Consider the following 18,863-nt stretch of genomic DNA (forward strand, 5'->3'; position numbering starts at 1 on the left):
CCATCACCGCTTCGCGAGCTTCGGGTCGAGCGCGTCACGCAACGCGTCGCCGATGAGGTTGATGGACAGGACCGTCAGCGCGAGGAAGACGCCCGGAAAGAAGATGAGGCCGGGCAGGAACTGGAAGTAGGTCCGCCCCTCCGACATGATGTTCCCCCAGGACGGCACCTCCGGCGGCAGGCCGACGCCGAGGAAGCTGAGCGCCGCCTCCGACAGGATCGCCGAGGCGAGGATGAAGGAGCCCTGCACGATCAGCGGGGCCGTCGTGTTCGGGATCATGTGCCGCCACAGGAGCTTCGGCAGCGGCGTCCCGAGCGAGATCGCCGCCTCCACATAGGGCTCGGTGCGCAGGTTCAGGATCACGCCGCGCACGAGGCGCACGACGCGCGGAAATTCCGGCACGATCAGCGCGATCAGCACCGTCATGAGGTTCGCCCCCGTGATCGCGACGAGCGCGACGGCGAGCACCACGTTGGGGATCGACATGATGCCGTCCATCACGCGCATCACGATCGCGTCGACGATGCGCAGATAGCCGGCGACGACGCCGATCACGAGCCCGATCGCGAGCGAGATGACCGCGACGAGGACGCCGACGATGAGCGAGGTCCGCGCGCCGTAGACGACGCGCGAGAACACGTCGCGGCCGAGCCGGTCGGTGCCGAACCAGTGCTCGGCCGAGGGCGGCTTGAGGCGCGCGGCGGGGTTCAGGAAGCCCGGATCGCTTGCGATCAGCGGGGCGGCGAGGGCGGCGCCCACGATCGCGACGAGGACCAGGATGGCGACGATCACCGGCCAGCCGAGATCGCGCACGGCGCCCGCGCTGGCGGCGAAGGAAAAGCGGCCGGGCGGCGGCGGGGCGATCGAGGTGTCTTCCGACATCGCCATGTCAGGCCCTCCCTCTGGGACGAACGGGATGGTCGGCGCGACCCCGGCGGGGCCGACGGCCGGCGGAGGGGACGAGGCGCATGTCAGTACCGGATCCGTGGGTCGAAGACGGTGTAGAGGACGTCGACCGCGAGGTTGATGAGGATGTAGATGAGCGCGAAGAGCAGGATCAGCGCCTGGATCGCGGGATAGTCGCGGGCGAGCACGGACTCCACGACGAGGCGACCGAGCCCCGGAATGTTGAACACGCTCTCGGTCACGACGACGCCGCTGATGAGGAAGGCGGCACCGGAGCCGATCACGGTGACGATCGGCACGGCGGCGTTCCGCAGCGCGTGGCGCAGGAACACGGTGCGCTCCTTCGCGCCCTTCGCGCGGGCGGTGCGGATATAGTCCTCGCCGAGCACTTCCAGCACGCTGGAGCGCGCGATGCGCGCGATGAGGGCGATGTAGATCGTGCTGAGCGTCAGCGCCGGCAGCGTGATCGTGAGGAAGAAGTCGAAGAGCCCCGCGTCGGGCGCGTTGTAGCCCTGGACCGGGAACCACCGCATCTTCAGCGAGAAGAGATAGACGAGCCCGTAGCCGGTGACGAAGACGGGCGTCGAGAAGCCAAGCACCGCGATCGTCATCACCACGCGGTCGATGATGGTGCCGCGCGCCCAGGCGGCGATCACGCCGAGCGGGACCGCGATCAGGATCGAGAAGGTCATGGTGACGATCGCTAGGCACAAGGTCGGGCCGAAGCGATCGCCGATCATGGAGGCGACGCTGACATTCGATTGCAGCGAGACGCCGAGATGGCCCTGCAGGAGCTGTCCGGCCCACAGGACGAACTGCACCACGTAGGACTCGTTGAGGCCCATCCTCTCGCGCATTTCGGCGAGCTGCTCGGGCGTCGCGGCGTCCCCGGCCATGATGATGGCGGGGTCGCCCGGCGCCAGGCGCAAGAGCAGGAAGACGGCGACGGCGACCACCCCCATGACGGGGATGGTCGCGATCAGGCGGCGGAGGATGTAGCCGAGCACGGATGGCCTACTTGTCGACCGAGATGTTCCAGAAGACGTTCGCCGGGGCGTCGATCACGCCGCTGACATTGGAGCGCCAGCCGCCGCGGCGGGCGAACGAGCCCTGCGGCGCGAAGATGCCCTCCTCGTAGATGATCTTCTGCATGTCCTCGGTGATCTGCTTGCGCTCCTCCTCGCTGGTGGCGAGCTGGAAGGCCTTCACGCCCTCGGCGATGCGCGGCTCGGTCGGCCAGCCGGCATAGCCGTCCTTGCCTTCGGCCGAGACCATGAAGGAACGGATCGGGTCGGAGATCTCCACATTGTGCCAGCTGGTCACGAAGATGCTCCAGCCGCCGTCCCCGGTCGGGCCCATGTTGGCGCGGCGGGACAGCATGGTCATGAAGTCCATCGATTCCACGTCGACATTGAAGCCCACCTCACGCAGCTTCTGCGCCATCACGAGGGGGATTTCCGACGTGTTGACGTCGGAGGCGCGCAGGATGCGAACGAGCTCGCCATTGTAGCCCGAGCTCGCGAGCGTCTCCTTGGCCCCATCCACGTCCGACTCGATGACGAGGTCGGCCATCACGTCGCTCTCATAGGGCAGGCCGCAGCCGAAGGCCGCACCGCAGATCTGGAAAAATTGCGGGTCGCCGAACTGGGCGAGGAGGCCCTCTTCCTGGCCGATTGCCTGCATGGCGGCGTGCCGGACCGCCTTGTTGTCGAAGGGCGGGTTGAGGTGGTTGAAGCGGTAGCCGATCTGGTAGCCGATCATGTCCTGCTGGTGGACGACGATCGAGCCGTCGGTCGGGACCATCGGGATGAGGTCGAGCGGAACGGCCTGGAGATAGTCCACCTCGCCATTGAGGAGGGCGTTCAGCGCCGTCATCGGGTCGCGCATCTCGATGCGCTCGATGGAATCGACCTTCGCGACCTTGCCGCCGGCGAACCAGGAGGGCGGCTCGTCGCGCGGGACATAGGCCTCGTTCTTCTCGTAGAAGGCGCGCGCGCCGGGCTCGAACTGGTCGGCGACGAACTTGAACGGGCCGGAGCCGGTATAGTCGGTGATCGCCTCGGTGGCCGGGGTCGCCGCGACGCGCTCGGGCATCACGAAGAGCGGCATGCCGCTCGGCTTGGCGAAGGCGGTCAGAAGGAGGTCGGACGGTTCCTTCTGGGCGATCACGAAGGTCTTGTCGTCGGGCGTCGTGATCTCGGCGACATTCTCCATCACCACCTTGCCCATGCGGTCGCGCTGGGCCCAGCGCTTGATCGAGGCGACGGCGTCCGCCGACGTCACGGGCGCGCCGTCATGGAAGGCGAGGCCGTCGCGCAGGGTGAAGGTGTAGGTCTTGCCGTCCTCGCTGGCTTCCCACGCGTCGACCATCTGCGGCTGGATCGTCTGGTCGGCGTCGAGCGCGAGGAGCGTGTCGTAGATGAGATAGCCGTGATCGCGCGACTGGTGAGCGCCGGTGATCGTCGGGTCGAGCACGCCGAGGCGGCTTTCCATGACGATCTTCAGGTTCTGCGCCGCGGCCTCCTCCGGCGACAGCGCAAAGAGCGCACCGATCGCGACGGCGGTAAGGGCCAGGGCCTGGGTCCTGCAGCCTTTCAACATTCGAGGTCCTTTCGGGGTCGGTCGGATCGCACGGCGCGCCGCGGATCGCTGGGGGCCAACGGGGCCCGCTCTCGCTGCGGGAAGGCAAGGAGCGGGCCGGATTGTCGTCACAGGCGTGCACCGGCCCGGCGGGGCCGATGCGGATCCGTCAGGGCCGGAACTCCGGGAAGCTGTTCGGAGACAGGACGTTGATGTCCCGATGGCCCCAATCCTCGCGGTGCATGTTGTCCCACATATATTGGGCGCCTTCCTGCACCTTGGCGGCAAGGGATTCGACGTCCTCGAAGCCCTTCACGACACGGTCCTTCATGATGAACTCGCCGTCCACCATCGAATGACGCAGGTCATCGGCCTGGGCCGAGTAGACGATGTTGCGGATCGGGTCGCGGATCGGCGTCATGAACATGCCGCCGGCATTGAAGAACAGGAGATCGGCCTTCGCGCCCGGCGCGATGCGGCCGAGATCGTCGCGCTTCAGCGCCTTCGCGCCGCCGAGCGTCGCCGAGTTGAACACGTCCGCCGCGGTCGCGACCTCCGTGCGCCGGTCGACGATCTTGCTGCACACGGCGGTCCAGCGCAGCGCCTCGATCATGCTCTGCGGGCACGTGTCGGTGGCGAGCGTCATGTTCACGCCGCGCTCCAGGTAGCGCGCGTAGCTCTCCATCGCGATGCCGCGGCGGCAGAACACCCAGACCGCGTGGGCGACGTTGGTGCCGGTGTCGGCGAGGATGCCGATATCGTCGGCATAATAGTTGGTCCAGCTCGTGCCGCCCGGCATGATGCAGTGGCCGAGGATCACGTCGTCGCCGAGGAAGCCGATCTGCTCCAGCCACTCGATGGCCGTCTTGCCGTGACGGTGCGTCATCTCGATGAACTCGGGCACCGACTGGGAGGTGTGGAGGTGGAGGGGGACCTTCATCTCCGTGGCCGCCTCGCGCGAGCGGCGCAGCAGTGCCTCGCTGCAGGTGTCGACCTGCGAGGGGGTGAGGAAGCCCTTGATGCGGCCGTTCTGGGCGCCGTCGAAATCCTCGATGAACTTCACGGCCTTCTGGAAGGCGCCCTCGCCGTCATCCTCCCACCACTCGTATTTCACCGTGCGGCCGTCGTCGGTGTACCAGCGGCCGGAGCGGTAGGTCTGGCCGACATAGGCGCGCACGCCGCACTTGCCGACCTCGTTGACGACGTCCTCGCCGAAGCCGCCGATCTCGTTGATCGTGGTGGTGCCGGTGCTGACGAGCTCGGGCACGGAGAAGGCGACGCAGGCGCGCCGCGCGTCGTCGGTGATCGCGCCGTTGCGCGCCGACAGGAACTCGAAGAGGCCGGAATTGTAGAACTGGCGCGGCCCGCGGTCCTCGACGAAGGAGCGGTCGAGGGGGGATTCCGTCATGTGGATGTGGGTGTTCACGAAGCCGGGCGTGACGATCTGGTCGCCGGCATCGATCACCTCGTCGACCTCGCCCTCGAAGGACTTGCCGACGTGGGCGATCTTGTCGTCCTCGATGACGATGACGCCGTCACGCAGGTGGCGATGGCCTCCGTCCTGGAAGGCGATCACGTGAGCGGCGCGGATGAGTTTGCGGGTCATTCCTTACCTCGGATGGCCGGCCGTCGGGCCGGCATTGGTCGGAGCTTCTGGTCTCGTCGTGAGGGAGGAGCGTAGCGCGAGCGGGCGGCTCGACCGAATGCCGTGACCGGAGGGGACGGGATCGGGTCGAGGGCGTCGGCGCATGGATCATCCGGCGTTTTGGGAAGGAGCGACGAGGCCCCGGCGGCGAGACGCGACCACGCTATCCCGTCCTGCATTGAGAACGCAATCCTTCCTACGGGACGATAGTTGAATTGTTGTGCAGGCCGAAAACGCGTGCAGCCTGCCGCCGAACGCGGCAAGGCGCGCGGCGGCGGACACGACGCAAATCCGGAGGCCTCCGGCGCGCTGGCGGGCAGGAGAGACGGGTCGCCGGATGGATGGGGCGCCGGCTTTTGCCTGTGGATGGCGCCGCGATCAACCTCGCGGTCTCGACGAAGACCGAAGCGGTCGCCGCTGTCTGGGCGGCAACCGCCGGCCGAGGCGCCTCACCGAGCGAGGGTCGCGTCCACGCGCGTCATGCCGATATGGTGAGGGGCGCGTCGCTACTGCGGTCAGGGATCATCCCGCCGATGACCATCAGGCGATCCGCGATCCGGCCGACGTCGAAACGTTCCGCCAGGGGCCGGGCATGCTGGGCGAGGCTCTGATGGAACTCGCCGTCGACGAGCAGCCGCTCGAGCTGGTCGGCCATGTCGCCGCTGTCCCAGGGCGCGAAGGTGAGACCGCCGGTCGACACGCCGTCGGACACCGCCTCGACGAGACCTCCAATGCGCGGGACGACGACCGGCGTTCCCTGCGCCATGGCCTCCGCGGGGACCATCCCGAAGCCCTCCGCAATGATGGAAGGATAGACGATGGTGTGGCTGGCGCCGTAGAGCGCGTCGCGCTCCTGGTTGCTCAGCGGGCCGAGGAAGCGCACCGGCACGTCGAGACGGGTCGCGATCTGCTCACAGGCCTGCCTGTAAGTCTGTCCGAAGAGCGACGCCCCGGCAATGGCCGCCTGGAAGCGGAGCCCCCGCGCCTTCAGGATGCGAAGCGCGTAGAGGAAGATGTCGATGCCCTTCTCGGCGTCGTTCCGTCCGACGAAGCTGATGAGAGGGAGGCTCCAGTCCACTGAAGGCATGAGCCTTTCCACCAGGCGCCGCGCATCGTCCTTCGGAACAGGGGCGGAGATTTCCAGCCCAGGATAGAGGATGTCCAACCGCGCAAGGTCGAGCCCGAGCGTCTCGGCCAGGAACGTCGCGTAATTCTGGCTGACCGCCGAGGCGGTGGGTTGGGCCTCGCTGACGAGGCGCTGAAGATTGGCGACGAAACGGGCCTTGGCCGCGCCGTCACGCGCGTAGTCGGCGGCGAGATCGTCGCCCTGGATCGTCATGTGCCAGGTGAAGCGGTGGCGGCCGCGCTTCTCGACCGCTTCGGCAAAGGTGCCGAGCAGGCCCATCCCGACGAACAGGTGGCTGACCTTGTCGTCGATCATCGCCCGCTCGAGATCCTCGACCAGAGCGGTGTCGAGGGTGCCGGGGACACTGACGACCTCGCACAGATTGGCCATGAAGGTCTTCCGCATGTCGTTCAGGCGCTGAAGCGTGCGCTGCCGGGCCGCCTCCGATCGATGCTGGACGACCCGCCTCAAGGCGCGGTCGACACCGGGCATCGGCTTTTGCCGCATGTAGCGGATGGGGTGCGCCAGCCAGCGGTATGGGATCCCCTCGCCGAGAGACCGAATGTTGGTTCCGAAGATCCAGTACATTCGGACGTCATAACCGCGTCTGTGAAACTCTCGGGCAAGTCTGGCATCGCGGATCGCTGCCCCTTCGTATCCGCCTCCCGTAACGGACAAAAATGCGATCGTCTGAACCGGTACTTTATTCCTTGGCTCTAAATATTCTATCGACATGCCATCTATCTCTTTAAACGGGAAATATCGTGTCGTTCCAAACGTGTTTGACTGACATCAGCGTAGCATCAAGAATAATGCCACAAAGATCAAAAATTACGCTGAGTGAGCTGAAGTTTTAACCGGATAGGCAAGAGTTAAATCTGATCTAGGTAGTCCACTTTTCGCGCGCCGCTTAGGTCAAGCGTCGGAAAGAACTTATACGGGCGGACCTTATAAAAGAAACTGGGGCGCGTCATTCTTTGCCGCCTGACTCGTCGATAAAATCCTTCGCCGCGCGAAACAGGTTCGCGAGTTGTCCGCGTCATGCGGTGTGCTCGGGAGGGTAGAGGCATGGATGGCGTGCCGTTCGGCGCGCCCTTGACTGGCGAAGACGCGAGCAGATCGTCGCATTGGCCCTGCCTGTCGCAGCGTCGATGCGCTGACACGGGCGTTCGAGCCCACAGCATCCATGGCCGGCTCAAACAGGCCACGCGCGTTGGCTGGAGCCGAATCGATGTGGTGAAGAGGGGGCCGACAGATCCACCGAACCATGCGTCGGATGCCGGCACTCCTCGGAGTGCCGCATCGGACAATGTCAGCCCAGAGTGGCCAACAATTCGTTTGGGGATTGGTCCCGACCGGATGTCGTGGGACTAGAGAGTGGTGCCCAGAAGAGGACTCGAACCTCCACGCCTTGCGGCACACGGACCTGAACCGTGCGCGTCTACCAATTCCGCCATCTGGGCGCGGTGTTTGGAAGCCGCGAGGTAGAGGTTCTACGCGACAAAGTCAACGCTCATTTGCCCGAATGACGCGACGGCGTTGCCCTTCCGGCGCGAAGGCAATAACGCTTTGCGAACGGGTGTAAGTCTAAGGCGCGGGGTTCATCCCGGCGCAAGACGCCCGTCGCATCAGGATGCGTGCGGACGGGCGGCGGCGGATCGCCACGCCACCGCCGGTCCTATCGGGGACGCGAGTGAGAGGCACAATGGAGCGCAATCCTACCAAGCTGGTGACGGTCTTCGGCGGCTCGGGTTTCATCGGGCGCTATCTCGTCCGGTCCCTCGCCCGGCGTGGCTGGCGGATCCGCGTCGCGGTGCGCCGGCCCGATCTCGTCGGCCACCTTCAGCCGATGGGCCTCGTCGGCCAGATCCAGCCGATCCAGGCCAACGTGCGGGACCCCCAGGCCGTGCGCGCCGCCGTGGCGCACGCCGACGCGGTGGTCAATTTCGTCGGCATTCTTGCCCAATCGCGCAAGCAGACCTTCGAGGGTGTGCACGCCGAGGGCGCGCGCCTCGTCGCCGAGGCGACGCGGGAGGCCGGCATCAGCCGCCTCGTTCACATGTCGGCGCTCGGCGCCGATCCCGAATCGCCCGCCGAATATGGGCGCACCAAGGCTGCCGGCGAGGCCGCGGTGCGCGAAGTCCTGCCCGAGACGACGATCCTGTGTCCCTCGATCGTGTTCGGGCCGGAGGATGCCTTCTTCAACCGCTTCGCCCGCATGGCGAAGGTGTCGCCCTTCCTCCCCATCATCGGGGACGAGACGCGCTTCCAGCCGGTCTATGTCGGTGATGTCGGCGCTTTCGCGGCCGCCGCGGTCGACGGCCTCGTCCCCGCCGGCAAGACCTATGAGCTCGGCGGGCCCGACATCAAGACGATGCGCGAACTGATCGAATTGATGATCGACATCACGCACCAGAAGCGGAAGCTCGTCTCGCTCCCCTTCGGCCTCGCGAGCCTCCAGGCGAAGATCATCGAGTTGATGCCGAACGCCCCGCTCACCACCGACCAGGTCGAGATGCTGAAGGCCGACAATGTCGTGTCCGACCTCGCGATCGAGGAGGGGCGGACGCTTGCCGCGGCCGGCATCGCGCCGCACAGCCTCGCCGCCATCCTACCGACCTATCTGTGGACTTACCGCCGCGGCGGCCAGTTCGCCGAGCCCGGCAGCACCACCTAAGGCGCACGGCCCCGGCCGAAGCCGGGGCCATTCCCTCAGCCGCGATAGTGGAGCAGGGCGAGGCCGACGACGCCCACCACGATGCGCCACCACGCAAACGGCGCAAACCCGTGACGGCTGACGAAATCGAGGAGCGAGCGCACCACGAAGAGCGCCGCGAAGAAGGCGGTGACGAAGCCGATCGCGATGATGATCGCATCGTTCGTCGAAAGCGCGTTGCGGTTGGCGTAGAGGTCGTAGACGAACGCGCCCGACATGGTGGGCAGCGCGAGGAAGAAGGAGAATTCCGCCGCCGAGCGCTTGTCCGTGCCGAGGAGGAGCGCGCCGCCGATGGTCGCGCCCGAGCGCGAGACGCCCGGCACGAGCGCCAGCATCTGGCAGCAGCCGATGGCCAAGGCGAGCCAGAGCGGGTATCGGGTGGCGTCGGTGTAGCGCGGTTCGGCCGTCGCGTGGCGGTCGATCCATAGAAGCGCCACGCCGCCGACGATGAGCGTGGAGCAGATCAGGGACGGGGTTTCGAAGAGGACCTCCTTGATGAAGCTGTGCAGCATCACGCCCGCGAACGCGGCGGGCAGGAAGGCGATGATGATGCCGGCGACAAAGCGGCGCGCGGCAGGATCGTGCGGCGTGGCGAGGACGATCCGCGTCAGGCGGTTGGTATAGACCGCGAGGATCGCGCAGATCGCGCCGAGCTGGATGAGGACCTCGAACGTCTTGCCTGCGGATTGGAACCCGAGAAAATGCCCCAGCAGCAGAATGTGCCCCGTCGAGGAGACCGGAATGAACTCCGTCAGGCCCTCGACGATGCCGAGTAAGATCGCCGACACGATGGTTTCGGGTTCCATTGAACACCCTTTGTTGAATGCGTTTCGTCCGCTATGTCGCCTTGTGGGCGGTTAGCGCCTGACCGCGAGATGCGTACCAATTGGTTAGTTCAGCGTTAGGCGCAGCTATGATCGTCCATCACCACCCCTTTCTGGCCCCGTGTCGCTTCATCCGCCTCGCGATGGCGGAACATGCGCTCGATGTCGACCTCGTTCTGGAGCCTTTCTGGGAGGCGCGGCCGGCCTTCACGGCCGTCAATCCCGGCCTCAAGCTTCCCATGGCGTTCGATGGCGATCGCGGCCCGCTGATCGGGGCGAGCGTCCTCATGGAATATCTCAGCGAGCGCTATGGCGCGACGCGGCCGGGTCACAGCCTGATGCCCCCCGGACCGCTGCAGCGCGCCGAGGTGCGCCGCCTCGTCGAGTGGTTCCTGGTGAAGTTCGAGGAGGAGGTCGCCGGACCCTTCGTCACCGAGCGGATCCTCAAGATCGAGATCCCGGCCAAGCACGGCGGCGGTGCGCCCGACTCGGCGGCGCTTCGGGCGGCGCGGCAGAACATCGTCGGCCACATGCACTATATCGGCGCGCTCGCCGCGTCGCGGAACTGGATGGCGGGGGACATGCTCTCCTTCGCCGATCTCGCGGCGGCCGCGGCACTGTCGGTCGTCGATTATCTCGGCGAGGTGCCGTGGGACGCCGACCCCGCGGTGAAGGCCTGGTACCAGAAGCTGAAGTCGCGGCCGGCCTTCCGGCCGATCCTCGGCGACATGGCGCGGCTCGTGAAGCCCTCCGCCCACTATGCCGACCTCGACTTCTGATCCGGCGAGCGCGAAGCGTTTCATCGTCGGGGACGCCCTCGATGCCGGGTTCGACGAGGCGCGCGTCCTCGACGCGCGGTCGGTCGGACCGGAGCTCGCGGCGCGGCTCGAGGCCGCGCTCGACCGCGGCTATCATGGCGACATGGACTGGCTCGCCGACACCGCCGCGCGGCGCGGTCATCCGACCGCGCTCTGGCCGGACGTGCGCTCCATCATCATGCTCGCCATGAATTACGGCCCCGCGCGCAACCCGCTCGACGGGCTCGCCGCGCGCGAGAACGGCCTCGTCTCGGTCTACGCGCGCGGGCGGGACTATCACGACGTGATGAAGGGGCGGATGAAGACGCTCGCCCACCGCGTCGTTTCCCGCTTCGGCGGCGACATCAAGGTCTTCGTCGACACCGCGCCGGTGATGGAGAAGCCGCTCGCCGCGCTCGCCGGGATCGGCTGGCAGGGCAAGCACACCAATCTCGTCTCGCGCCGCTACGGCTCGTGGCTGTTCCTCGGCGCGATCTTCACGACGCTCGATCTGCCCGCCGATGTCGCGGAGGGGGATCATTGCGGCACCTGCCGGCGTTGTCTCGATATCTGCCCCACCGCGGCCTTTCCGGCGCCGTATGCGCTCGATGCGCGGCGGTGTCTTGCATATTGGACGGTCGAGGCGAAGGGGATGATCCCGCGCGAGATGCGCAAGCCGATGGGCAACCGCGTCTTCGGGTGCGACGATTGTCTCGCGGTCTGCCCGTGGAACCGCTTCGCGCAGGTGACGCGGGAGGCGAAGCTCGCGGGGGAGGAAGGGCCGGACGCGAGCCTTCGCGACCTTGCCGGCCTCGATGACGCGGCGTTCCGCAAGCGGTATGCCGGAAGCTCGGTCAAGCGGATCGGGCGGGAGCGCTTCGTGCGCAATGTGATGATTGCAGTGGGCAACGCCGGGGAGGCGCGGCTGATGGACAAAGTGGAAGAGCGGCTGTCGGACGAGGCGCCGCAGGTGCGTGCGGCGGCGGTCTGGGCGGCGGAGGCGCTGTTGCCGGCGGCCGAGTTCGCGCGCCTCAGGGAAAGCCGGGCCGGCGGCGAGACCGACCCGATGGTCGCGGCGGAGTGGACGTCATGAGCGAGACGCGGGAGATGCGCCTCGTCGCGCTCGGCTTCGGCTATTCGGCACGCGCCTTCGTGCGCCAGGCGCGCCCCGCGAGCGTCGTCGGCACGACGCGCTCGATCGAGAAGGCGGACGACCTCCACCGGCGCGGCGTGCGCTCGATCGTGTGCGAGGCGGGGCAGGGGAGCGAGACCCTCTCCGAGGCGTTGCGCAACGCGACCCACGTGCTCGTCTCGGCAGGGCCCGACGCGGACGGCGACCCCTTCCTCCACGAGTTCGAGCGGGATCTCGCGCATGCGCAGGATCTCGAATGGATCGGCTATCTGTCCACCATCGGCGTCTATGGCGACCATCGCGGCGCGGAGGTGGACGAGCGCTCGGCCTGTCTGCCGATGGCCGATCGCGGCGTCTGGCGGCTCGAGGCGGAGGCGGCGTGGCAGGCGCTCGGCCGCCGGATCGACGTGCCTGTCGGGATCTTCCGCCTCGCCGGGATCTATGGACCGGGCCGCAACCAGTTCATCAGCCTCGAGACGGGGCGGGCGAAGCGGATCATCAAGCCCGGCCAGGTGTTCAACCGCATCCATGTGGAGGACATCGCGCAGACCTTGGTGGCGGCAGTGGGGCGGCCCGCGCACCGCGTCTACAATGTCGCGGACAACGAGCCGGCGCCGCCGGAGGACGTCGTCGCCTACGCGGCGTCGCTGATGGGGGTGGAGCCGCCGCCGGCGGTGGCCTTCGACGAGGCCTCGCTGACGCCGATGCAGCGTTCTTTCTATGGCGAGGTGAAGCGTGTTTCGAACGCCCGGATCATCTCGGAGTTGGGTGTGAGGCTCCTCTACCCCACATACCGGGAAGGACTTTCGGCATTGTGGGAGAGTGGCAGATGGCGCGAATCTATCTGATGGCGGCCCTCGCGGGCGCGGCGATGATCGGCGGCGACGCGGCCCTGGCGCAGTCCTACGACCAGTACCAGAACCGCCTGCAGCTCCAGAACTCGCAACGGTCGATGCAGATGGATTCCTATCAGCGCGACCAGGCGGCCCGGCAGCAGGACACCAACGTCCAGAACCGGATCGAGCGGCAGAATTTGCAGATGCAGCTCAACTCGCCTTCGATCTTCCGCCAGCCGCCGGTGGTGACGCCGACGACACCGGTGCGCTGATACTGGTCAGAGCTGACATCTCGCGCTGACGCCCGCGGGGCCGAAGCCCGGCGGGCGGATCGCGCCGGGTCTCGCGTCAGAAGGTGGTCTTCGCGACGCGCGCGCGGGCGGCCTCGTCGGCATTGCCGCGCAGCAGGCTCGCCGCCATCAGGGCGATGAAGTCGCCGGTCTCGGCCCGCCAGATCTCGGCGCGGCCGGGCTCGAAGCGCAGCATCGCGAGGTCGGGATCGTCCTTGCCCTTGTCGTACCAGGCGGAGACGACGGGCGACCAGAATTTCTCGATGATCGCGCGGTCGTTGTCGACGCTCAGCGTCCCGTGGATGCTGGCGAAGAGGTGGTGCCCCTTCGAGGCGTAGTTGAGCACCGCGTCGTGGCTCGACGCGAGCGCCTTGATCAGGCGGTTCTGCCGGTTGGTGTAGAACCAGATGCGGTTCGGCAGATCATCGTCGAACTGGGCCGTCATCGGCTGGGTGTGCGCCTCGTCGACGCCGGCAAGGCCGAGCATGACGAACGGGCTGTCCTCCAGCTCGTCCCAGAATTTTTCCTTCAGGTCCTGACCGGTGGCCATGGTGTGTCTCCCTCTTGGGCTTCCGAAGGAGAACGCGCGGCGTGGGATTTGTTTCCGGGTATGGGAATGATGCCCGCGAACGGACGCCGGGCGCGTCGCCGGGCCGCGCGTGCGGGGAAGGATCGGCCGGCTATCCCGCAGGAAGGCCGGCCGCTCTCGATATCAGGCCGCGTTGACGCCCTGCGCGTGCAGGCGGCGGCGGGCCAAGAGCTTGTTCACCGCGGCGACGTAGGCCTTGGCGGAGGCGACGAGGGTGTCGACGTCCGCGCCGCGGCCGGATTCGATGCGCCCGTTCTGCTCCAGGCGGACCGACACCTCGGCCTGCGCGTCCGTGCCCTCGGTGACGGCGTGGACCTGGTAGAGGGAGAGCTTCGCCTCGTGCGGCAGGATCTTCTTCACCGCGTTGAAGACCGCGTCGACCGGACCCGAGCCGGTCGCCTCTTCCGTCACGTGACGGCCGCCGACGTCCATCACCAGGATCGCCTTCTGCGGGCCGCCCGTGCCGGCGATCACCGTCAGGCTCATCACGCGGGCGAGCTCGTTCTCCTCGGTGATGTGATCCTCGATGAGGGCCTCGATGTCCTCGTCATAGACGTGCTTCTTGCGGTCGGCGAGGTCCTTGAAGCGGCGGAAGGCGTCCTGCAGGGCGTTGTCGCCCAGCTCGAAGCCCAGTTCGGCCAGCTTCTGCTTGAAGGCGTGGCGGCCGGAGTGCTTGCCCATGACCAGCGAGGTCGCGCGCACGCCGACATCCTCGGGCCGCATGATCTCGTAGGTCTCGGCGTGCTTCAGCATGCCGTCCTGGTGGATGCCGCTCTCGTGGGCGAAGGCGTTCTTGCCGACGATCGCCTTGTTGTACTGGACGGTGAAACCGGAGGCCATCGCGACGAGCTTGGAGGCGCGGGTCAGCTGGCGCGTGTCGATCTTCGTCGCGTAGGGCAGCACGTCGCCGCGGGTGCGGATCGCCATCACGATCTCTTCCAGCGCCGCGTTGCCCGCGCGCTCGCCGAGGCCGTTGATGGTGCATTCCACCTGCCGCGCGCCACCCTCGATGCCGGCCAGCGAGTTCGCGACCGCCATGCCGAGATCGTTGTGGCAGTGGGCCGAGAAGATCGCCTTGTCCGCGTCCACGACGTTGTTGCGGACATATTCGAACATGTTGCGGTACTCGGACGGCACGCAATAGCCCACCGTGTCCGGCAGGTTGATGGTCGTGGCGCCGGCGCGGATCGCGACGTCGACGCAGCGTACGAGATAGTCGAGCGGGGTGCGCGTCGCGTCCATCGCCGACCACTCGACATTGTCGCACAGATTGCGGGACTGGCCGACGGTGGCCTCGATGATCTCGAGCACCTCCTCCTCGGTCTTCTTCATCTGGTGCTGCAGATGGATCGGCGAGGTGGAGACGAAGGTGTGGATGCGCGGGCGGCGGGCATGGCGGACGGCCTCGCCGGCGCGGTCGATGTCCACGGGGATGGCGCGGGCGAGACCGGTGACGACGCTGTTCTCGATCTGGCGCGCGATCTCGGAGACGGCCTCGAAATCACCCTCGGAGGCGATCGGGAAGCCGGCCTCGATCACGTCGACGCCCATCTCGTCGAGGAGGGTCGCGATCTGCAGCTTCTCGTCCAGCGTCATCGATGCGCCGGGGCTCTGCTCGCCGTCGCGCAGGGTGGTGTCGAAAATGATGATGTGTTCGCTCATGGCTTCATCCCTGATGGCAGCCTTTCCGGCCGCATGATCGGTCGATTTTCGCTTCGATCATCCCCTGAACGTGCGCCCGCTTGGTCGGGCCGCCGACGCTCAGGGGCTGGTAAGGAGAAGGAGAATGCCGAGCGGCCGCAGCCCGGCCCGCAGGGCCGGCGCGCGTGCGCTGATATGATGCTCGGTCTTCGTCATGGCGCGTTCTTGTACACCGCTGCCGCGCCTTTGACCAGTGCCATGGCGCGGCTTGGGGGCAGTTCTTCGGAGCCTGCCCGCGTCGTCAGTTCTTCGGCGTCTGCCCGCCGGGGGTCAGGAGCACGCGCACGCGCGAGCGCGACTGGACGCGCGCGATGCCGGTGTTGAGGTCGACGGTCAGCGTGTCGCCGGTGATGACGTTCCCCTCCTGGGTGAGGGTGACGTTGCCGTTCAAGGAGAGCGAGCGGGCGTCGAAATCGACGATGCCGGAATCCCCGGTCGCCGCCTGCCCGTCGGATGTGAGGAGGACGTTGCCCGTCGCCTCCAGCTTGGAGATGCGCTGGTTCTGGTTGGTGGCCGGCGCGTCGGAGGCGCGGGCGAGATCGCTCGGCAGCGCCGACTGGGCATAGTGGACGATGAGGCGCGCGGTCTGCAGCGCCGCGTCCTTCTGCTTGACCGTCACGTTGCCGGAGAAGACGGCGACGTTGTTGCGGTCCTGCACCTCGAGCTCGTCGGCCTCGATCTCGATCGGCGAGGTCTGGTCGGAGCCGAAATCGGCGAAGCCCGTTTGCAGCGTCTGTGCGCCGGCGATTTGGGCGGCCGTGCCGACGAGGAGTGCGACGAGACCGACGCGGAAGAGGGGAAGCAGCATGGGGCGAGGTCTCCGTGAGGCCGTTTCTCAGGGCGCGGGGAAGATGGTGATGGACACGCCGCCGGTGAGGCGGATCAGGTTGCCGCTGTCGATGACGTCGATCCGGCCGGCGCGGATGCGGCCTCTCGGCGAGTTGATCTCGATCCCGCCGTCGCCCTCGACCCGCCCCTCGCCGAGGAGGACGGTGGCGTTGTCGAGCTTGGCGCGGTTCCCGTCCGAGGAGACGATCGAGACGCCTTCGGAGAGGTCGAGCACCTCCGTGCCGGTGTCATAGGCGGCGCGGTCGCTGTGAATGTTGACGTTCTGATCATCGCCGAGATCGAAATTCACGGCGAGGCCCTCGAGGCTGAGGCGCGAGGGGGTGAGGAGGCTCTGCACGGCGCGGTCGGCGACGACCTCGTAGCGCCGGCCCTCGCCGAGATGGCCCGAGAGGCGCGGCGCGTTCATGACGAGCCCGTCCGCCGTCAGGCTGAGGCCGGCGAGCATCGACAGCGGCACGAGCTTCGGCAGCACCGCCGCGACGACGAGGCCGGCGACGATGATGACGCTGATCGTCGGCAACAGGATGCGCAGCCGCCGCACCCGCCGGGAGTGACGGCGCGCGCGCCGCTGCTCCTTGAGGCGGCTGTCCGACACGAAGTCGGGATAGGAGGCGGCGACTTCGCTCATGAGTGGGCAAAAATGTCCTGGTCGGGCCAGCCCGCGAGGTCGAGTTCGACCCGCGTCGGGAGAAAGGCGAAAAGCGCCTCGGCGAGAGCGGTGCGCTCCTCGCGGGCGAGCATGAGGTTCAGCTGGTCGCGGATGCGGTGGAGGAAGAGGACGTCGGACGCGGCATAGGTCTTCTGCGCATCGGTCAGCGTCGCGGCGCCCCAGTCGGAGCTCTGCTGCTGCTTGGAGATCTCTTCCCCGATCAGCTCGCGCGCGAGGTCGCGCAGGCCGTGCCGGTCCGTGTAGGTCCGCACGAGCTTGGAGGCGATCTTGGTGCAGTAGACCGGCGTCGGCATGACGCCGAAGGTGGCCTTCAGGAGGCCCATGTCGAACCGGCCATAGTGGAAGATCTTGACGATCGACGGGTCGGCGAGGAGGGCGGTGAGGTTCGGCGCCTCGGTCTGGCCGCGGCGGACCTGGACGAGGTCGACCGTGCCGTCGCCGCTCGACATCTGCACCAGGCACAGCCGGTCGCGGCCATTGTTGAGGCCCATGGCCTCGGTATCAATGGCAATGGCGGGCACCCCTTTGACGGGGTTCGGCAGATCGCCTTGGTGAAGCCTGATCGTCACCCTATCCTCTTCCTTCAGTCGACGCCTTGTCATGGCGATCGAAAGGGGCCTTGACAATGGTTCGACATCGCGGACGGCCTTTTGGGCCCCCTGCGATGCGAGGCACTTGAAACTAACCTTAACAACATTCGTGAAAAGTTGCGGGTTTGAACCCCCGGTGAAATGTATGGCCCGATTTCCGGACAGTTTCGGTCGATTTATCGCCCGCCGTGTCATGGCGATCACAATCCTGGCGGCCCTGATCCTGGCCCAGATTGCCGGGCCGGCGGCGGCGAACGAGAGCGACTCCTGCGAAAACAACGGCGCCGGCTGCGAGGCGGACCCCGACGCACCGGCAGAGGTGCAAGTGGAGGCTCCGAAGGACGAGCGCAAGGAGGTGGCGGCGCTGTGCCGCCTGATGATGTCGGCCGCCGCCCGCCACGACGTCCCGGCCGACTTCTTCATCCGCCTTATCTGGAAGGAGAGCCGGTTCAATCCGGGGGCTGTGAGCCCCGTCGGCGCGCAGGGCATTGCGCAATTCATGCCGGGGACGGCGCGGATCCGAGGCCTCAAGGACCCGTTCGATCCCGAGCAGGCGCTCGACGCGTCCGCCTCCTTCCTCGCCGACCTGCGCCGCCGCTTCGGCTCGTGGGGCCTCGCGGCGGCGGGTTATAATGGCGGGCCGAACCGGGTGCCGCCCTTCGTCGCGGGCATCGGCGGCCTCCCCTACGAGACGATCGACTATGTCTTCTCGATCACCGGGCGGTCGGCCGACTATTGGGCGGGCCGGGCGCAGACGGCGGCCGCGCGCGCGGCCGACGGAATCGCCGACACCGCCGCGCGCTTCGCGCTCGACGACGGGACCCCCGACTTCGCGCCGCGCCTGCCGATCGAGCCGCATCCGCCCGGCGCAGCGGACTTCGCCCTCGCCCTCTCCGCCTCGCCGGTGCGGCCCTGGACCGAGACCGGGCGCATCGTGACGGGGATGGCGCTCGCGGTCGCCGCCGCCGAGCGGTCCGCGGAGGCGGCGCAGACGGAAGAGACGGACAAGGCGGAGGGAGAGGTCCGGCCGGCCCTGGCGGACACGGGCATGGTCGCGCGCCTCCTCATCGCCGCGATGCATCCGCGCGCGATGATCGACTCGCTCGCCGACGGGGTGGTGGCGCCGGCGCGCTCGGCCCTCCTCGTGCCGCTGCCGCCCCGGCCGCGGCCCGACTACCGGCCGATGCGGGTCGACTGCCCGGAGCTTGTCGCACGGCTCGGCCGCACGCGCGCGGTGGCGCCGCCGGCCGGGACCTCGACCGCGTGGACCCCGTGGGGCGCGCAGGTCGCCGGCCACACCCAGCGCGCCATCGCGATGCGCCAGTATGCCCGGCTGAAGAGCCGCCTGCCGGGCGACCTCGTGGAGAAGGGGCCGACGGTGATCGTCCGCCGCTTCGCCGCGCGCGGGCGGCGGCCGATCCATGCCGTGCAGTTCGCCGCCGGGAGCCGGGCGGAGGCCGCCGCGCTCTGCCGGCGCATCACGCAGGCGCTGTCGCCCTGCGTCGTCGTCAAGAACGGGTAGAGCGCGTCCCGCTCAAGTGGAACCACTTGAGCGGGAAACAGGTGCTCGTGATCAACAAGATGGAGCATCCTGCCATCGGCGGCGCCGCGT

Annotated in this window: 17 protein-coding genes and 1 tRNA gene; 6 read left to right on the forward strand and 12 right to left on the reverse strand. The window is 67.6% G+C overall.

What is annotated here, in order from left to right:
* Positions 1 to 3 precede the first annotated feature (3 nt).
* From DBV35_RS21885 to DBV35_RS21910, 6 genes are all read right to left on the reverse strand, one after another.
* Entirely contained in the window at positions 4 to 882 is an 879-nt protein-coding gene (locus tag DBV35_RS21885) for an ABC transporter permease (protein ID WP_108662798.1), read from the reverse strand.
* Between the two features lie 89 nt (positions 883 to 971).
* The gene (locus tag DBV35_RS21890; RefSeq protein ID WP_108662491.1) at positions 972 to 1,913 is read right to left on the reverse strand and encodes an ABC transporter permease; all 942 of its coding nucleotides are present in this window, start codon (positions 1,911 to 1,913) and stop codon (positions 972 to 974) included.
* Between the two features lie 7 nt (positions 1,914 to 1,920).
* On the reverse strand, positions 1,921 to 3,507 hold the full coding sequence (locus DBV35_RS21895) for an ABC transporter substrate-binding protein (protein WP_205648792.1): 1,587 nt from the start codon (positions 3,505 to 3,507) through the stop codon (positions 1,921 to 1,923).
* 148 nt (positions 3,508 to 3,655) lie between these two features.
* On the reverse strand, positions 3,656 to 5,092 hold the full coding sequence (locus DBV35_RS21900) for an amidohydrolase family protein (RefSeq protein WP_108662492.1): 1,437 nt from the start codon (positions 5,090 to 5,092) through the stop codon (positions 3,656 to 3,658).
* 517 nt (positions 5,093 to 5,609) lie between these two features.
* A complete protein-coding gene (locus tag DBV35_RS21905) occupies positions 5,610 to 6,845 on the reverse strand; it encodes a glycosyltransferase family 4 protein (RefSeq protein ID WP_157961899.1) in 1,236 nt (411 codons plus the stop codon).
* A 790-nt stretch (positions 6,846 to 7,635) separates the two neighbouring features.
* A tRNA-Leu gene (locus tag DBV35_RS21910) sits at positions 7,636 to 7,720 on the reverse strand.
* Positions 7,721 to 7,962: 242 nt separating this feature from the next.
* Here DBV35_RS21910 and DBV35_RS21915 point away from each other — a divergent pair.
* Positions 7,963 to 8,934 (forward strand): complex I NDUFA9 subunit family protein, encoded by a 972-nt coding sequence (locus DBV35_RS21915; RefSeq protein ID WP_108662494.1) that lies wholly within the window; start codon positions 7,963 to 7,965, stop codon positions 8,932 to 8,934.
* Positions 8,935 to 8,969: 35 nt separating this feature from the next.
* Here DBV35_RS21915 and DBV35_RS21920 read toward each other — a convergent pair whose 3' ends face one another.
* A complete protein-coding gene (locus DBV35_RS21920; RefSeq protein WP_108662495.1) occupies positions 8,970 to 9,779 on the reverse strand; it encodes an undecaprenyl-diphosphate phosphatase in 810 nt (269 codons plus the stop codon).
* Positions 9,780 to 9,886: 107 nt separating this feature from the next.
* Between DBV35_RS21920 and DBV35_RS21925 the strand changes: the two genes are divergently transcribed.
* The 4 genes from DBV35_RS21925 to DBV35_RS21940 are packed head-to-tail and all read left to right on the forward strand — an operon-like array spanning position 9,887 to position 12,834.
* A complete protein-coding gene (locus tag DBV35_RS21925) occupies positions 9,887 to 10,576 on the forward strand; it encodes a glutathione S-transferase family protein (protein WP_108662496.1) in 690 nt (229 codons plus the stop codon).
* Entirely contained in the window at positions 10,557 to 11,687 is a 1,131-nt protein-coding gene (gene queG / locus DBV35_RS21930) for a tRNA epoxyqueuosine(34) reductase QueG (protein WP_108662497.1), read from the forward strand. Before DBV35_RS21925 ends, queG begins: the two co-directional genes overlap by 20 nt.
* Positions 11,684 to 12,574: an SDR family oxidoreductase gene (locus DBV35_RS21935; protein WP_205648793.1), complete on the forward strand. Its 891-nt coding sequence runs from the start codon at positions 11,684 to 11,686 to the stop codon at positions 12,572 to 12,574. Before queG ends, DBV35_RS21935 begins: the two co-directional genes overlap by 4 nt.
* Positions 12,556 to 12,834: a hypothetical protein gene (locus tag DBV35_RS21940; RefSeq protein ID WP_108662498.1), complete on the forward strand. Its 279-nt coding sequence runs from the start codon at positions 12,556 to 12,558 to the stop codon at positions 12,832 to 12,834. Before DBV35_RS21935 ends, DBV35_RS21940 begins: the two co-directional genes overlap by 19 nt.
* Positions 12,835 to 12,910: 76 nt before the next feature.
* Here the strand turns inward: DBV35_RS21940 and DBV35_RS21945 are convergent, their stop codons facing one another.
* The 5 genes from DBV35_RS21945 to DBV35_RS21965 all read right to left on the reverse strand — a co-directional run bounded on the left by DBV35_RS21945 (position 12,911) and on the right by DBV35_RS21965 (position 17,230).
* Positions 12,911 to 13,402 (reverse strand): pyridoxamine 5'-phosphate oxidase family protein, encoded by a 492-nt coding sequence (locus DBV35_RS21945; RefSeq protein ID WP_108662499.1) that lies wholly within the window; start codon positions 13,400 to 13,402, stop codon positions 12,911 to 12,913.
* A 162-nt stretch (positions 13,403 to 13,564) separates the two neighbouring features.
* Complete coding sequence (locus DBV35_RS21950; RefSeq protein ID WP_108662500.1) at positions 13,565 to 15,103, reverse strand: 2-isopropylmalate synthase; 1,539 nt, start codon at positions 15,101 to 15,103, stop codon at positions 13,565 to 13,567.
* A 280-nt stretch (positions 15,104 to 15,383) separates the two neighbouring features.
* A complete protein-coding gene (locus DBV35_RS21955; RefSeq protein ID WP_108662501.1) occupies positions 15,384 to 15,950 on the reverse strand; it encodes an LptA/OstA family protein in 567 nt (188 codons plus the stop codon).
* Positions 15,951 to 15,977: 27 nt separating this feature from the next.
* Positions 15,978 to 16,619 (reverse strand): LPS export ABC transporter periplasmic protein LptC, encoded by a 642-nt coding sequence (lptC, locus tag DBV35_RS21960; RefSeq protein WP_108662502.1) that lies wholly within the window; start codon positions 16,617 to 16,619, stop codon positions 15,978 to 15,980.
* The gene (locus DBV35_RS21965) at positions 16,616 to 17,230 is read right to left on the reverse strand and encodes a ribonuclease D (protein ID WP_108662503.1); all 615 of its coding nucleotides are present in this window, start codon (positions 17,228 to 17,230) and stop codon (positions 16,616 to 16,618) included. Before DBV35_RS21965 ends, lptC begins: the two co-directional genes overlap by 4 nt.
* Before the next feature lie 214 nt (positions 17,231 to 17,444).
* Between DBV35_RS21965 and DBV35_RS31480 the strand changes: the two genes are divergently transcribed.
* Positions 17,445 to 18,773 carry a lytic transglycosylase domain-containing protein gene (locus DBV35_RS31480; protein WP_211100025.1) on the forward strand — a complete coding sequence of 443 codons (1,329 nt, stop codon included), beginning with the start codon at positions 17,445 to 17,447 and terminating at the stop codon, positions 18,771 to 18,773.
* The last annotated feature ends 90 nt before the right edge of the window (positions 18,774 to 18,863 follow it).

The organism is Acuticoccus kandeliae (assembly GCF_003073115.1).

Excerpts from the sequence above, each read along its gene's own strand:
- DBV35_RS21940 (WP_108662498.1), top strand. The coding sequence starts at position 12,556 with ATGGCGCGAATCTATCTGATGGCGGCCCTCGCGGGCGCGGCGATGATC.
- queG (WP_108662497.1), top strand. The coding sequence starts at position 10,557 with ATGCCGACCTCGACTTCTGATCCGGCGAGCGCGAAGCGTTTCATCGTC.
- DBV35_RS21925 (WP_108662496.1), top strand. The coding sequence starts at position 9,887 with ATGATCGTCCATCACCACCCCTTTCTGGCCCCGTGTCGCTTCATCCGC.
- DBV35_RS31480 (WP_211100025.1), top strand. The coding sequence starts at position 17,445 with ATGGCGATCACAATCCTGGCGGCCCTGATCCTGGCCCAGATTGCCGGG.
- DBV35_RS21905 (WP_157961899.1), bottom strand. The coding sequence starts at position 6,845 with ATGTACTGGATCTTCGGAACCAACATTCGGTCTCTCGGCGAGGGGATC.
- DBV35_RS21935 (WP_205648793.1), top strand. The coding sequence starts at position 11,684 with ATGAGCGAGACGCGGGAGATGCGCCTCGTCGCGCTCGGCTTCGGCTAT.
- DBV35_RS21895 (WP_205648792.1), bottom strand. The coding sequence starts at position 3,507 with ATGTTGAAAGGCTGCAGGACCCAGGCCCTGGCCCTTACCGCCGTCGCG.
- DBV35_RS21915 (WP_108662494.1), top strand. The coding sequence starts at position 7,963 with ATGGAGCGCAATCCTACCAAGCTGGTGACGGTCTTCGGCGGCTCGGGT.
- DBV35_RS21950 (WP_108662500.1), bottom strand. The coding sequence starts at position 15,103 with ATGAGCGAACACATCATCATTTTCGACACCACCCTGCGCGACGGCGAG.
- DBV35_RS21885 (WP_108662798.1), bottom strand. The coding sequence starts at position 882 with ATGTCGGAAGACACCTCGATCGCCCCGCCGCCGCCCGGCCGCTTTTCC.
- DBV35_RS21920 (WP_108662495.1), bottom strand. The coding sequence starts at position 9,779 with ATGGAACCCGAAACCATCGTGTCGGCGATCTTACTCGGCATCGTCGAG.
- lptC (WP_108662502.1), bottom strand. The coding sequence starts at position 16,619 with ATGAGCGAAGTCGCCGCCTCCTATCCCGACTTCGTGTCGGACAGCCGC.
- DBV35_RS21955 (WP_108662501.1), bottom strand. The coding sequence starts at position 15,950 with ATGCTGCTTCCCCTCTTCCGCGTCGGTCTCGTCGCACTCCTCGTCGGC.
- DBV35_RS21900 (WP_108662492.1), bottom strand. The coding sequence starts at position 5,092 with ATGACCCGCAAACTCATCCGCGCCGCTCACGTGATCGCCTTCCAGGAC.
- DBV35_RS21945 (WP_108662499.1), bottom strand. The coding sequence starts at position 13,402 with ATGGCCACCGGTCAGGACCTGAAGGAAAAATTCTGGGACGAGCTGGAG.